Here is a 14,118-nt window from a genome sequence, read left to right as displayed (position 1 = left end):
TCTCGCGCGATTTGGCGCAGCCTGCGGCGCCCCGCATTCCGGATGGAATGCGGGGCGTTCGTCATTCTGGCGCGGGTCACGCGATCGCGCCGCCGCCGTCGACCAGCACGGTCGAGCCGGTGGCGTAGGGCGTCGACGCCAGGTAGACGATCGCGTTCGCGATGTCTTCCGGCTGCCCGACGCGTCGCGCGGGCAGGCGCTGCGCGGCGCCGGCGAACAGCGCGTCGCGCGCGTCGGGCGCAAGCCGGTTCCATTGCGGCGTGGCGACCAGCCCCGGCGACACGGTGTTCACGCGCACCGGCGCCAGTTCGAGCGCGAGGCCGCGCGCGAGCGCCTCGAGCGCCGCGTTGATCGCGCCCTGCAGCACGGACGACGCGCTCGGCCTCACGCTGAGGAAGCCCGAGACGAACGTCAGCGATCCGCCCGGCGCGATGTCGATCGCACGCGCGATCCGGTACGCGCCCCAGAACTTGCTGTCCATCGCGGCCCGCGCAGCGTCGAGCGGGAGCGCCCTGACGGGGCCGGACGCCGTCTGCGCGGCGGAGATCACGACATGGTCGAACCGGCCGGCGCGCGCGCAGAACGCATCGACGGCCGCCGTGTCGGTGATGTCGAGCGTCTCGCAGCGCACCGGGTGGCCGGATTCCGCCGCGACGGCGGCCGCCTTGCGCGGGTCGCGCGACGCGATCGTCACGTTCGCGCCATGCTGCGCGAATGCCTGCGCGGCTGCGGCGCCGATACCGGAACTGCCGCCGACGACGAGCACTTTCGTGCCATTGAGTGAGTCATTCATGATGATCGGTTGGAGACGGTGAAAGGGAGGTCAGATCGTTTCGGTTTCGCGCAGCGTCGACGGATTGCCGAGCGCGTAGCGGGCGATGTCGTCCTTGCGCATGAACGCGACGCCCGGATGCGAGCGCGCATACTGCAGGAACGTGTCCCATGCGCGCACCATCTGCGGCGTGCCGCTGATCCGGTCGTGCGCGCTGATCGACATCAGCCGGCGCCGCTGCCCGGCTTCCGCGTACAGCTGGTCGAAGTCGAGCTTGATCTGCTCGACGAACATCGACGGCGAATAGTTGCGGCCCTCGATCAGCAGGATGTCGTTGTTGCGCAGCGTGTACGGCACGACCACGAAGTCGCGCCCGTTGACGGCCTCGATGAACGGCTCGTCGCGGCTGACGTCGTCGATGTGATAGACGTAGCCGAGTTCCTGCAGCAGCGACAGCGTGTTGGGGCCGCGCCGCAGCCAGTTGCAGTTGTAGCCGAGCGGCCGCTGGCCGGTCGCGGCTTCCACCATGTCGCGCGCGTCGAGCAGGAAGCGCCGCTCGTCGTCGCGGCTCATCGCGAACTGCGAGCGCCAGCTCGGCCCGTGCGCCGATGCCTCGTGGCCGCGCGCGACGATCTCGCGCGCCAGCTCGGGGCGATGGCGCACGGCTTCGCCGATCATGTGCGACGTGACCTTCACGCCGTGGCGGTCCCACAGGTCGAGCAGGCGCGGGATGCCTTCGCGGTATCCGTACGCGAACCAGGTGCCGGACGCGAGATCGGCGGGCACGGACGGCGGAAACGCGACCGCCGGAAACGGGCTGTCCGCGCCTTTGGGCGGCTGGCCGCCGGCCTCGAACTGCATCGAAATCGAAATCACGAGGCGAATGCCGTCGGGCCAGAACACGCCCGCGCCGGATGCGGCGGAGGCGGCCGCGCCGGCGGTCGCGGCGTCGGCCGGTGTCGTGGCGGCGCCGAGCGCGAGGCCGGCGGCCAGGCCCATGCCGGCGCCGGTCTGCGCGAGGAACGTGCGGCGCGCCTGGCGGGCGGGGAGAGCGGGTTTCGTCATCGCGGTGTGCTCCTCAGCCGACGAGACCAAGCTGGCGCATCAGCGTCAGGTTGTCCTCGATGTGCCAGTTCTCGGCGATACGGCCGTCCGAGATCCGGTAGATGTCGGTCGCGATGAAATCGACGGCTTGCCCCTGGCCGGCCGTGCCTTTGAACGTTCCGGTGAAATGCCCGCGAAAGTGCAGGTGAACGACGACGCGATCGCCGGCGACGATCATCTGCTCGATGTCGCAATGCAGGTCCGGAACCGCCGCGCGCATCGTCCGGGACGCCGCGAGCGGGCCCGGCAGCCCCTGTTCGCGGCCGGCGGGCAGCGTGCGGTCGGTGAAGTCGGGCGCGAGCGCGTCGCGGGCGAGCGCCGCATCGCCGGTGTCCCAGAACGTGCCGTAGCGGCGCGCGGCCAGGATTTGCGCGCGAGCCTGCGGGGCGGGCAGGCCGGCGGCGACCGTCAGCGCACGCGGCGCGATGAGGTCGGCCGCTTGCGCGGCCATGGGCGACAAGGCTGCCGCGACGAGCGCGGCGGCGGTCAGCGTGCGGGCGGCCAGGCGGCCGACCGGGCAAAAAAGGGCGGGCATCGGAATCTCCAGTTCGTGACGACGCGTTGGATCAACGCATGACACGCATGGTAAGTTTCCGGTTTCAACGTAAATACGGGCCAAGCGCGAATGCATTCTTCGAAATTTGGAAAGAAATGCGGAAGGAGGAGCCGGCGATGCTGATCGACGACCTGCCTTCACTGGATACCTTCGCGCGCATCGTGTCGGCGGGCAGCCTGTCGGCGGCGGCGCGGGAGCTGGACCTGTCGCTGTCGGTTGTCAGCAAGCGGCTCGCGCAACTCGAATCGCAGCTCGGCGTGCGCCTGCTGCACCGCACGACACGGCAGCAGACGCTGACCGACGAAGGCGCGCTGTTCCACGCGCAGGTGCTGCGCATCCTCGCCGAAATCGATCAGGCCGAAGCGCTGATGCAGGACCGCCGCGGCACCGTGAGCGGCGTGCTGCGCGTGACCGCGCCGGGCGAGCTCGGCCGCCTGCGGATTGCGCCGCTCGTCGCCGAGTTCCAGCGGCGGCATCCGCAGGTGACGGTGCAACTGTTGCTCACCGATACGATCGTCGATCTGCTCGCGCACGAGATCGATGTCGCCGTGCGGATCGGCAGCCTGGCCGACTCGTCGATGATCGCGCGCGAGCTTGCGCCGAACCGGCGCGTGCTGTGTGCGTCCCCTGCGTATGTCGCCGGGCATGGCGCGCCCGCGCATCCGGGCGAACTGCGCGGGCATCGCTGCATCGTGCTGGGCGAGCAGGCACGGGCCGAGTGGCGGTTCGACGGCGCCGACGGCGCGATCGGGATCGAAGTGAGCGCGGCGCTGCTGACGAACGATGGCGGCGCCGCGCGCATGCTTGCGCTGGAAGGCGCCGGCATCGCGCTGAAGTCGATCTGGGACGTCGGCCCCGACCTCGATGCCGGGCGGCTCGTGCGCATCCTGCCGGGGTATGCGGCGCCGGCGGCGCCGCTGCACGCAGTGTATCCGGGCGGCCGGCACCTTGCGCTGCGCGTCCGCTCGTTCATCGACTTCGTGCGGGAGCGGCTGCAGGCCGCGTGGTGCTGGGGGGACTGACGCGCGTCGCGTGCGCGCCGCAATTCGATGCGCACGCAACGAACGAATCGCGGGATGCCTGCCGTCGCGCCCGCCGCCGTGCCGTTTGCGTCAGACGGCGACCCGCAACGATTCGACGCTGCGCTCGATGGTGGCCGGCGCGCCGTCGTCAGGCGCGCCGAGCTGCAGCGCATGAAACAGGAAGTGCTGCAGGGTCGCTGCCGCCGACGTGCGATCGCTCGCGTCCGCGTGGCTGAACAGGCCGAAATCCGCGGCGGGCGGCTCGGGGAGCCCGGCGGCTTGCGGATCGAGCACGCGCATCGTGTCGCGGCGCACGTTCCAGTCGAGCAGCACCGCGATGCCGAGGCCTGCCTCGACCGCCGACTGGATCGCGGACAGGCTCGTGCTCGTGCAGACGACGCGCCATGCGAGGCCCGCTTCACGCAGCGTCGCGAACAGTCTTTCCTGCCACGGGCACGTGCCGCCGAACGCCACGATCGGCAGCGGCTCGCCGTGCGGGAGCGTGCGCTGCGTGCGCGCGGCGGCCCAGCGAAGCGGATGCCGCCACGTGGCGAGCGGCTCGGCGCGGATCAGCGCGGGGTCGCCGATCGCGAAGTCGAGCGCGTCGGTCGCGAGTCGCCGCGATAGCGCGGGGCTCGCATCGACGACGATCTCGAGCGCAACGTTCGGAAACGACGCCGCGAACTGCCGCAACGCATGCGGCAGATGGCCCACGGCGATATCTTCGAGAATGCCGAGCCGAACCGTGCCCGAGATGTCGCCCGCGTTGAGCGCGGCGCGCGCGACGAGCCCGAGGTCGAGCAGCTTGTGCGCGTAGGGCAGCAGCACGCTGCCCGCCGCCGTCAGCTTCACGCCGCGCGGCGAGCGTTCGAGCAGGCGCTGGCCGACTTCTTCCTCGAGCCGGCGCAGCGCCATGCTGACGGCGGCCTGCGTGCGATGCAGCGCCGTTGCCGCGTCGCTTACGCTGCCGGTTTCGACCACCGTGACGAACGTGCGCAGCAGCGTGCTGTCGAGATCGCGGATCATCAATTTTCCTGATGCAGGCATAAGAATAAGCAGCTTATACCAGGTGTGCGACCGCGGTTAGCATCGCTGTGTCACGGATCTGGAGCGGCTGAATGAGCGAAGAGTCGAGTAGTGCAAGACCGGGTGGCGCCGAGCGCGCGTCCGCGTCGTTCGCGGGTGCGGTCGCGCCGCTGCTCGCCGTTGCGTCGATGTGCAGCGTGCAGCTCGGCGCCGCGCTGTCGCGGCCGGCGACGATCGAGTACGGCACGGTCAGCACGACGTGGCTGCGGCTCTGCTTCGCCGCGCTCGCGCTCGCGATCGTCGTGCGGCCTCCGCTCCGGACGTATTCCCGGCAGCGCTGGATTGCCGCGGTCGCACTCGGCAGCGCGATGGCCGCGATGACGCTGTGCTTTTTCGCGGCGGTGCGTCGCGTGCCGCTCGGGCTCGCGGTTGCGATCAACTTCGTCGGGCCGCTGGCGGTCGCCACGTTCGGCGTGCGCAAGCCGGCGATGCTGGCGTGGCCGGTGCTTGCGCTCGCGGGCGTGCTGCTGCTGGCGCGACAGGACGGCATGTGGGTCGCGTCGCCGGCCGCGCTGATCTTTCCGATCGGCTCGGCGCTCGGCTGGGCCGCGTACATCCTGCTGATGAAGCGCGTCGGCACGCTGTTCGACGGATTGCAGGGGCTCTCCACGTCGCTGATCGTGGCCGCGCTCGTGACGACGCCGTTCGGACTCGCGCAAAGCGGCGGCCATCTGCCGGCCGGGCAGCTGGTCGATGCCGCGTATCTGGCGGTGCTGGTCCCGCTGTTCCCGTACGTGCTCGAGCTGATCGCGCTGCGGCGGATGAGCGCGTCGGCATTCGGCATCCTGATGAGCGCCGAGCCCGCGATCGCGGCGGCGATCGGTTTCGTGGTGCTGGCGCAGCCGATGGGCGCGCTGCAGATCGCCGGCACGCTGTGCGTGGTCGGCGCGAGCATCGGCGCGGTCGTGCAGAAGTAGCCGGGGCCCGCCCGGCCATGGCAAGCACGCTGGCACGGGACGGCGCGCGCGATCGGCGTAGATCTCGCGCGGCAGGCGGCCGGGCGCCGCGACGCGCGGTGATCCGGAACGGGCTTACAATCGGCTGCATCCCCGCCCTCGCGGGCGGGGCCCACGCATGTCACGCGCCGCGCCGCACCGTTCGACAGGATGCCTCCGATGCCGACTCCCTCCGTGAACTCCCCGGCTTTTCGCCAGCGGCGCGTGCAGTGCGCGCATGCCGGCGGCCTTCACCACGTCGCCTATACCGAATGGGGCGATCCCGCCAATCCGCGCGTGCTGGTCTGCGTGCATGGCCTGACCCGCTCGGGGCGCGATTTCGACCGGCTGGCCGCCGCGCTGTCCGATACGTATCGCGTCGTTTGCCCCGACATCGTCGGACGCGGCCAGTCCGACTGGCTCGCGGATCCGCGGCTCTATGCGATTCCGCAATACGTGGCCGACATGGTCACGCTGATCGCGCGGCTCGACGTCGAGTCGGTCGACTGGTTCGGCACGTCGATGGGCGGCCTGATCGGCCTGGCGCTCGCGGGGCTGGCCGGTTCGCCGCTGCGACGGATGATCGTCAACGACGTCGGCCCGCGCATCGAGCCCGATTCGCTGACGCGCATCGGCGAGTACCTCGGCGTGCAGCCGCGCTTCGCGACCGAGCAGGAGGGCATCGACTATCTGACGTCGCTGTCGCTGCCGTTCGGCGCATTGACCGGCGACGAGTGGCGCGAGATCAACGGGCCGCTGCTGCGCGAGCTGCCCGGGGGCGGCTGGACGATGCGCTACGATCCGCGCATCGCCGAGCCGTTCAAGGCGACGACGCCCGAGCTCGCCGCGCTCGGCGAGGCCGCGCTGTGGCATGCGATCGAGACGACGGATGCGTCGCTGCTCGTCGTGCGCGGCGAGGTGTCCGACCTGCTGTCGCGCGAGACGGTGGCCGAGATGATGCGGCGCGGCCGGCACGTGACGCAGGCCGAGATTCCAGGTGTCGGCCACGCGCCGGCGTTCATCGGCGCGGACCAGATTGCGCTCGCGCGCCGGTTTTTCGTCGAAACCGGCGCATAAACGCGTCATAATATGCGGTTCGGCGGCACGCGGGCCGCGTTGCCGCCCGGTTCTTCACTCATTCACGACCGGAACATTCCATGGCAGTCATTCGTCACCACGTCGGGGCGCGTCTCTCCGAAACCGCGATCCACAACGGTACCGTGTATCTGGCCGGCCAGATCGCGGAAGACACCACACAGGACATCAAGGGCCAGACGCGCGAAGTGCTGGGCCATATTGACCGCCTGCTCGCCGAAGCGAACAGCGACAAGGCGCATCTGCTGTCGGTACAGATCTACATTTCGGACCTGGCGAACTTCGAGGGCATGAACGCGGAGTGGGATGCATGGGTCGCGCAGGGCAACACGCCGCCGCGCGCCACCGTCGAGGCGAAGCTCGCGGATCCGGCGCTGCTCGTCGAGATCGTCGTCGTCGCCGCACAGCGGAGCTGAGCGGCGCCGAACGATGACCGCATTCCGTCAGGCCGAGCGATGACCGAGCCCGTTTCCGTTTCCCCCGCCGCGGCGCCGTCGTTCGACGACGTGCTCGCGTTCGTGCGCGAGCACGCGGGCGACGCGCGTCTGTCGTCCGGCGAGCTGCTCGCCGATCACGCGGCCGGCACGGCGGCGATCATGCGCAAGCTGAACGTCGATCCGCCTGCCGTGCAGGCGGCGGCGCTGTTCGCGCTGACGCCGCACCTGAACGATCCCGAGCGCGAACTGGCCGGGCGCTTCGGCGACGAGGTCGCGCGCCTCGTGTCCGACGTGCGCAAGCTGCTGCGGCTCGGCACGGTGAGCCTGCGCGCCGCGCAGAACGCGGTGCCCGAGACCGGGCGCGATGCGGCGGCCGAGCGCCGCGCGCAGATCGAGGCGCTGCGCAAGATGCTGCTCGCGTTTGCGCAGGATATCCGCGTGGTGCTGATCCGGCTCGCGTCGCGGCTGCAGTCGCTGCGCTATTACGCGGCGGCGAAGGTCGATCCGCCGCCGGACGTCGCGCGCGAAACGCTCGAAATCTATGCGCCGCTGGCGAACCGTCTCGGCATCTGGCAACTGAAGTGGGAGCTCGAGGATCTGGCGTTCCGCTTCGAGGATCCGGTCACGTACAAGCGGATCGCGAAGCTGCTCGACGAGAAGCGCATCGAGCGCGAGGCGTACGTCGCGGAGGCGATCGAGCGCCTGCAGCGCGAGCTGGCCGCCGCGCACATCCAGGCGGAAGTGAGCGGCCGGCCGAAGCACATCTACAGCATCTGGCGCAAGATGCGCGGCAAGGAACTCGATTTCTCCGAGCTCTACGACGTGCGCGCGTTCCGCGTGATCGTGCCGGACATCAAGGATTGCTATACGGTGCTCGGCATCGTGCATCACCTGTGGCAGCCGGTGCCGAAGGAGTTCGACGACTACATCTCGCGTCCGAAGCCGAACGGCTACAAGTCGCTGCACACGGTCGTGATCGGCGACGACGGGCGCGCGTTCGAAGTGCAGATCCGCACGCAGGAGATGCACGGCTTCGCGGAATACGGCGTCGCGGCGCACTGGCGCTACAAGGAGGCCGGCGCGCGCGGCTATGGCGGCCAGTTCTCCGCGAGCGACAAGTACGACGAGAAGATCGCCTGGCTGCGCCAGCTGCTCGCGTGGAAGGACGACGTCGAGGACAGCGGCACGTCGGGCGGCAAGGCATGGGCGCAGCTGCGCGAAACCACGCTCGACGACGACCACATCTACGTGCTGACGCCGCAGGCGCGCGTGATCGCGCTGCCGCAGGGCGCGACGCCGCTGGATTTCGCGTATCACCTGCACAGCGAGCTCGGCCACCGTTGCCGCGGTGCGCGCGTCGACGGCGCGATGGTGCCGCTCAATACGGCGCTCGCGAACGGCCAGACGGTCGAAATCGTCGCGGTGAAGGAGGGCGGGCCGTCGCGCGACTGGCTGAATCCGCAGCTCAACTACCTGAAGAGTTCGCGCGCGCGGCAGAAGGTGCGGGCGTGGTTCAACGCGATCGAGCAGGAAGAGAACATCGCGCACGGCCGTGCGCTCGTCGAAAAGACGTTGCAGCGCGAAGGCAAGACGTCGGTCAATCTCGATAATCTCGCCGCGAAGCTCGGCTTCAAGTCGCCGGAGGATCTGTTCTCGGTCGTCGGCAAGGAAGAGTTCAGCCTGCGCAACGTCGAGCAGGCGCTGTCCGACGCGCCGCCGCCGGAGCCGGCGCCCGAGGCGCCGGCCGATTTCGAGAAGCGCAGCAGCGGCGCGAGCGTCGCGCACGGCGCGTCGACCGGTGTGCTGGTGGTCGGCGTCGATGCGTTGCTGACGCAGCTCGCGCGCTGCTGCCGGCCCGCGCCGCCCGATGGGATAAGCGGGTTCGTCACGCGCGGCAAGGGCATGTCGATCCATCGCAGCGATTGCCCGACGTTTCGCCGGATGGCGGAACGCGCACCCGAGCGCGTATTGCAGACCACCTGGTCGGCCGACGTGCTGGGCGGCCGCGGCGCATCGGTGTATCCGGTCGACCTCATGATCGAGGCGTCCGATCGGCAGGGGCTGCTGCGCGACATTTCGGAAGTGTTCGCGCGCGAGAAGATGAACGTCGTCGGCGTGAAGACGCAAAGCCGCCGCAATGCGGCATTCATGCAGTTCACGGTCGAGGTGTCGAATTCGGCGCAGGTGCAGCGCGCGTGCGCGTTGCTGGGCGAAGTGCAGGGCGTGGTTCGGGCCGGGCGGAAGGCGTGACGCCGAGGGCGGGGTCGAAATAATTTTGCTGCAAACGCATTAAAGCGCTTGCCAAGGTTGTAACGGCTTCCTATAATCTCACTTCTTTAGGCTCGTAGCTCAGCTGGTTAGAGCACCACCTTGACATGGTGGGGGTCGTTGGTTCGAGTCCAATCGAGCCTACCAACGAATTGAGAATGCCCGTCTTTCGGGTATTCGATGCAGTAAATAACTCAACGCAAACAAGGCGAATACGGTTATGACACCGCGAACGTTGACCGAAACCTTTTCGGAGCGACGCTAGTCGAGGAACGTTTTCGCCCTTTCAGTCTGAGTGAAGTATCGAATGCGGCCCCTCGAAAGCGGGGCCGCATTTTTTTTGTCGCGAAATTTTCGCGCGATGACATTCATCGCGTACTTGGTCTGCCGCCCACTGTCGGCATCACGGAGATTGCTATGGTTTCGATACGCCTGCCCGACGGCTCAGTTCGACAATACGAGCATCCGGTGACAGTCGCCGAAGTGGCGGCCTCGATCGGTCCCGGGCTCGCGAAGGCTGCGCTTGGCGGCAAGCTCGACGGCGAGCTCGTGGATACGTCCGCCGTGATCGACCGCGACGCATCGCTCGCGATCATCACCGACAAGGACGCCGACGGCCTCGACATCATCCGTCATTCGACGGCGCACTTGCTTGCGTACGCGGTCAAGGAACTGTATCCGGACGCGCAGGTGACGATCGGGCCGGTGATCGACAACGGCTTCTACTACGACTTCTCGTATCACCGTCCGTTTACGCCGGAAGATCTGGAGAAGATCGAAAAGCGCATGCAGGAGATCGCGAAGAAGGACGAGCCGGTGACGCGCCGCGTCGTGTCGCGCGACGAGGCCGCCGGGTACTTCCGTAGCATCGGCGAGAAGTACAAGGCCGAGATCATCGAGTCGATCCCGCAATGCGACGAGATCAAGCTGTACTCGCACGGCGGCTTCACGGACCTGTGCCGCGGCCCGCACGTGCCGTCGACGGGCAAGCTGAAGGTCTTCAAGCTGATGAAGGTCGCGGGTGCGTACTGGCGCGGCGACTCGAAGAACGAGCAACTGCAGCGCATCTACGGCACGGCCTGGACGAAGAAGGAAGACCAGGACCAGTACCTGCACATGCTAGAGGAAGCGGAAAAGCGCGACCACCGCAAGCTCGGCAAGCAGCTCGACCTGTTCCACATGCAGGAAGAGTCGCCGGGCATGGTGTTCTGGCATCCGAAGGGCTGGGCGTTGTGGCAGCAGGTCGAGCAGTACATGCGTCGCCGCGTGAACGAGGCCGGCTATAACGAAATCAAGACGCCGATGATCATGGACCGCTCGCTGTGGGAAGCGTCCGGCCACTGGCAGAACTACCGTGAGAACATGTTCACGACGGAGTCGGAGAAGCGCGATTACGCGATCAAGCCGATGAACTGTCCGGGGCACGTCCAGGTGTTCAAGCACGGCCTGCGCTCGTACCGCGACCTGCCACTGCGCTACGCGGAATTCGGCTCGTGCCATCGCAACGAGGCGTCGGGCGCGCTGCACGGCCTGATGCGCGTGCGCGGCTTCGTGCAGGATGATGCGCACATCTTCTGTACGGAAGAGCAGATCATTGCCGAGTCGATCGCATTCAACAAGCTTGCGATGAGCGTCTACCAGGATTTCGGCTTCGATCACATCGACATCAAGCTGTCGCTGCGTCCCGAGCAGCGCATGGGTTCCGACGAAACCTGGGACCGTGCGGAGCAGGGGCTGCGCGAAGCGCTGACGGCATGCGGCCTCACGTGGGAGGAGCTGCCGGGCGAGGGCGCGTTCTACGGCCCGAAGATCGAGTACCACATCAAGGACGCGCTCGGCCGCTCGTGGCAGTGCGGCACGCTGCAGCTCGACATGATGCTGCCGGAGCGCCTCGGCGCCGAGTACGTCGCGGAAGACAACAGCCGCCGCCGGCCGGTCATGCTGCACCGTGCGATCGTCGGTTCGATGGAGCGTTTCCTCGGCATTCTGATCGAGCACCATGCTGGTGCAATGCCGGTCTGGCTCGCGCCGATGCAGGCTGTTGTGCTCAATATCGCCGAAAGTCAGGTCGAATATGCGCAATCTCTGGCCCAAACGTTGCAAAAACAAGGGGTTAGAGTGACGGCGGATTTGCGCAACGAGAAGATTAGCTATAAAATACGCGAGCACACGCTGGAAAAGGTGCCTTATCTGCTCGTCGTGGGCGACAAGGAGCGTGATGCACAAACGGTAGCCGTGCGTGCCCGTGGCGGCGTCGATCTTGGCGTGATGCCGGTCGAAGCCTTCGTTGAGCGTCTGCAGGAAGACCTGCGCTCGTTCAAGTAACCGCCCTGGCAGCGCGGCTCGTTTTTTTAATTTTTAGAGGAAACGTAACATCGCTACTGATAAGTCGTCGCATCGCATCAACGGTGAAATCACTGCGCCGGAAGTGCGTCTGGTCGGGGTCGATGGTGAGCCCATCGGCATCGTGAAACTCGTCGAGGCTTTCCGCAAGTCGGAAGAACTGGATGTTGACCTGGTGGAAATTGCGCCTCAGGCGGTTCCCCCGGTTTGCCGTCTGATGGATTACGGCAAGTTCAAGTACCAGGAATCGAAGAAGCAGCACGAGGCGAAGCTGAAGCAGAAGGTCATCCAGGTCAAGGAAGTCAAGTTCCGGCCGGGTACCGATGACGGGGATTACAACGTCAAGCTCCGTAACCTCGTTCGCTTCCTCGAAGAGGGCGACAAGACGAAGATCACGTTGCGTTTCCGTGGCCGCGAAATGGCTCACCAGGAAATCGGCATGCGGATGCTCGAGCGTCTGCGCACCGATCTCGAGGAGGTGGGCCAGGTCGAGCAGATGCCGAAGATGGAAGGGCGCCAGATGATCATGGTGCTTTCGCCGAAGAAAAAGAAGTAACGGGCTCGCGCGCTTCTCGCGCGGGTTGCGAAGTGGTTCGGCGCATTGCCCGGTCAGGGCGGTGCGCCAACAATGACGGCGCGTTGCGCAAGCGGCGCGCCGTACACAAGTGGACTGGGTTTCGAAGGGCGGGTCAAGGGCGCAAGCCAACCGCACACCCATCGCCATCTAATAAACTGGAGTTGTTCGTCATGCCTAAGATGAAGACCAAGAAGAGCGCTGCAAAGCGCTTCGTGGTGCGTCCGGGCGGCACCGTCAAGCGCGGTCAAGCCTTCAAGCGTCACATCCTGACCAAGAAAACCACGAAGAACAAGCGTCACCTGCGCGGCGCAACGGCAGTTCATGATTCCGATCTGAACTCCGTCCGCGCGATGCTGCCGTTCGCGTAACCCCTCAACAGATACTCACAGGAGAGAAACATGCCTCGAGTCAAACGTGGGGTAACCGCACGGGCCCGTCACAAGAAGATCATCAACCTGGCCAAGGGTTATCGCGGCCGCCGCAATAACGTCTACCGCATCGCCAAGCAGGCGGTGATGCGCGCTGGCCAGTACGCGTACCGCGATCGCCGCAACAAGAAGCGTGTGTTCCGCGCACTGTGGATCACGCGTATCAACGCGGCAGTTCGCCAGCACGACATGACCTACAGCGTGTTCATCAACGGCCTGAAGAAGGCGTCGATCGAACTCGACCGTAAGGTGCTGGCCGACATGGCGGTGTTCGACAAGGCTGCTTTTGCTGCGATCGTCAAGCAGGTGAAAGCCGCCGTTGCAGCCTAATTGCGAAATTAGCACTGCGTGGTTAGTTGCAGCGATGTTCCGGTAGTTTCGGCCGCTGCAGCGAAAACGGGGCTCTTCCGAGCCCCTTTTTTGTTTGGCCGGGCGATTTCGCTCGCCGAGAACGAATGACGTTGGAAATGATGGGATCTATGGATCTGGACCAGATTGTCGCCGACGCGCAGCAGTCCTTCGAACAGGCTGCCGACATCACCACGCTCGAAAACGAGAAAGCCCGCTTCCTCGGCAAGTCGGGTGCGCTGACCGAGTTGCTGAAGGGCCTCGGCAAGCTCGATCCCGAAGCGCGCAAGACCGAAGGCGCGCGCATCAATGTCGCGAAACAGCAGGTCGAAGCCGCGCTGACCGCGCGCCGTCAGGCGCTGGCGGACGCGCTGCTGAACCAGCGTCTTGCCGCCGAGGCGATCGACGTCACGCTGCCGGGCCGCGGCGCCGGCGCGGGCAGCCTGCACCCGGTGATGAACACCTGGGAGCGCGTCGAACAGATTTTCCGAACGATCGGCTTCGACGTGGCCGACGGTCCCGAGATCGAGACCGACTGGTTCAACTTCACGTCGCTGAACAGCCCGGAGAACCATCCGGCGCGTTCGATGCAGGACACGTTTTACGTCGACGGCAAGGATGCCGACGGCCGGCCGCTGCTGCTGCGCACGCACACGAGCCCGATGCAGGTGCGCTACGCGCGCATGAACCGCCCGCCGATCAAGGTGATCGCGCCGGGCCGCACGTATCGCGTCGACAGCGATGCGACCCACTCTCCGATGTTCAATCAGGTCGAGGGGCTGTGGATCGACGAAAACATCAGTTTCGCCGACCTCAAGGGCGTCTATACCGACTTCCTCAAGAAATTCTTCGAGCGCGACGACATCCTCGTGCGCTTCCGTCCGTCGTATTTCCCGTTCACGGAACCGTCGGCCGAGATCGACATGATGTTCGAGCACGGCAAGAACGCCGGCAAGTGGCTCGAGATCTCCGGCTCGGGGCAGGTGCATCCGACCGTGATCCGCAACATGGGCCTCGATCCCGAGCGCTACATCGGCTTCGCGTTCGGCAGCGGCCTCGAGCGCCTGACGATGCTGCGCTATGGCGTGCAGGACCTGCGTCTGTTCTTCGAGAACGACCTGCGCTTCCTGCGCCAGTTCGCGTAACG

Annotated in this window: 14 protein-coding genes and 1 tRNA gene; 11 read left to right on the top strand and 4 right to left on the bottom strand. The window is 66.7% G+C overall.

The annotated features are described in order from the left end of the window. Nucleotides 1–76: 76 nt before the first annotated feature. Genes ABFO07_RS11820 through ABFO07_RS11810 form a run of 3 tightly spaced genes read right to left on the bottom strand, consistent with a single transcriptional unit; the run spans nt 77 to nt 2,411 of the window. On the bottom strand, nt 77–793 hold the full coding sequence (locus ABFO07_RS11820) for an SDR family oxidoreductase (protein WP_059962584.1): 717 nt from the start codon (nt 791–793) through the stop codon (nt 77–79). Between the two features lie 30 nt (nt 794–823). After that, nucleotides 824–1,837 (bottom strand): polysaccharide deacetylase family protein, encoded by a 1,014-nt coding sequence (locus ABFO07_RS11815; protein WP_060016935.1) that lies wholly within the window; start codon nt 1,835–1,837, stop codon nt 824–826. A 13-nt stretch (nt 1,838–1,850) separates the two neighbouring features. Next, nucleotides 1,851–2,411, bottom strand: a complete 561-nt coding sequence (locus ABFO07_RS11810) for an ester cyclase (RefSeq protein WP_059886193.1) — start codon at nt 2,409–2,411, stop codon at nt 1,851–1,853. Nucleotides 2,412–2,548: 137 nt separating this feature from the next. Between ABFO07_RS11810 and ABFO07_RS11805 the strand changes: the two genes are divergently transcribed. Beyond that, a complete protein-coding gene (locus tag ABFO07_RS11805; protein ID WP_060016932.1) occupies nt 2,549–3,454 on the top strand; it encodes a LysR family transcriptional regulator in 906 nt (301 codons plus the stop codon). Nucleotides 3,455–3,544: 90 nt separating this feature from the next. On the opposite strand, the gene ABFO07_RS11800 is transcribed toward ABFO07_RS11805, so the two are convergent. Beyond that, complete coding sequence (locus tag ABFO07_RS11800) at nt 3,545–4,480, bottom strand: LysR substrate-binding domain-containing protein (RefSeq protein WP_059807205.1); 936 nt, start codon at nt 4,478–4,480, stop codon at nt 3,545–3,547. A gap of 92 nt (nt 4,481–4,572) precedes the next feature. Here ABFO07_RS11800 and ABFO07_RS11795 point away from each other — a divergent pair, with 92 nt between their 5' ends. The 10 genes from ABFO07_RS11795 to pheS all read left to right on the top strand — a co-directional run bounded on the left by ABFO07_RS11795 (nt 4,573) and on the right by pheS (nt 14,116). Beyond that, nucleotides 4,573–5,457, top strand: a complete 885-nt coding sequence (locus ABFO07_RS11795) for an EamA family transporter (protein ID WP_060159448.1) — start codon at nt 4,573–4,575, stop codon at nt 5,455–5,457. 198 nt (nt 5,458–5,655) lie between these two features. Then, entirely contained in the window at nt 5,656–6,552 is an 897-nt protein-coding gene (locus ABFO07_RS11790; protein WP_059560073.1) for an alpha/beta fold hydrolase, read from the top strand. An 80-nt stretch (nt 6,553–6,632) separates the two neighbouring features. Continuing rightward, nucleotides 6,633–6,986, top strand: a complete 354-nt coding sequence (locus ABFO07_RS11785; protein WP_014897238.1) for a RidA family protein — start codon at nt 6,633–6,635, stop codon at nt 6,984–6,986. Nucleotides 6,987–7,025: 39 nt separating this feature from the next. Continuing rightward, the gene (locus ABFO07_RS11780) at nt 7,026–9,257 is read left to right on the top strand and encodes a RelA/SpoT family protein (RefSeq protein WP_059560077.1); all 2,232 of its coding nucleotides are present in this window, start codon (nt 7,026–7,028) and stop codon (nt 9,255–9,257) included. Nucleotides 9,258–9,345: 88 nt separating this feature from the next. After that, nucleotides 9,346–9,422 (top strand) — tRNA-Val (locus ABFO07_RS11775). A gap of 270 nt (nt 9,423–9,692) precedes the next feature. Next, nucleotides 9,693–11,600, top strand: coding sequence for a threonine--tRNA ligase (gene thrS / locus ABFO07_RS11770; RefSeq protein WP_124519249.1), 1,908 nt, complete (start codon nt 9,693–9,695; stop codon nt 11,598–11,600). A 49-nt stretch (nt 11,601–11,649) separates the two neighbouring features. Next, entirely contained in the window at nt 11,650–12,174 is a 525-nt protein-coding gene (gene infC / locus ABFO07_RS11765) for a translation initiation factor IF-3 (protein ID WP_081059888.1), read from the top strand. A gap of 191 nt (nt 12,175–12,365) precedes the next feature. Then, nucleotides 12,366–12,563, top strand: coding sequence for a 50S ribosomal protein L35 (gene rpmI / locus ABFO07_RS11760; RefSeq protein WP_004191477.1), 198 nt, complete (start codon nt 12,366–12,368; stop codon nt 12,561–12,563). 30 nt (nt 12,564–12,593) lie between these two features. Beyond that, entirely contained in the window at nt 12,594–12,953 is a 360-nt protein-coding gene (rplT, locus tag ABFO07_RS11755; protein ID WP_004192938.1) for a 50S ribosomal protein L20, read from the top strand. Between the two features lie 149 nt (nt 12,954–13,102). Continuing rightward, the gene (gene pheS, locus ABFO07_RS11750; RefSeq protein ID WP_017332577.1) at nt 13,103–14,116 is read left to right on the top strand and encodes a phenylalanine--tRNA ligase subunit alpha; all 1,014 of its coding nucleotides are present in this window, start codon (nt 13,103–13,105) and stop codon (nt 14,114–14,116) included. Nucleotides 14,117–14,118: the final 2 nt, after the last annotated feature.

Origin of the sequence: Burkholderia stagnalis (assembly GCF_039848545.1) — a bacterium.
Lineage (GTDB): Bacteria > Pseudomonadota > Gammaproteobacteria > Burkholderiales > Burkholderiaceae > Burkholderia > Burkholderia stagnalis.
This window is presented reverse-complemented; position numbering and strand designations above follow the sequence as displayed.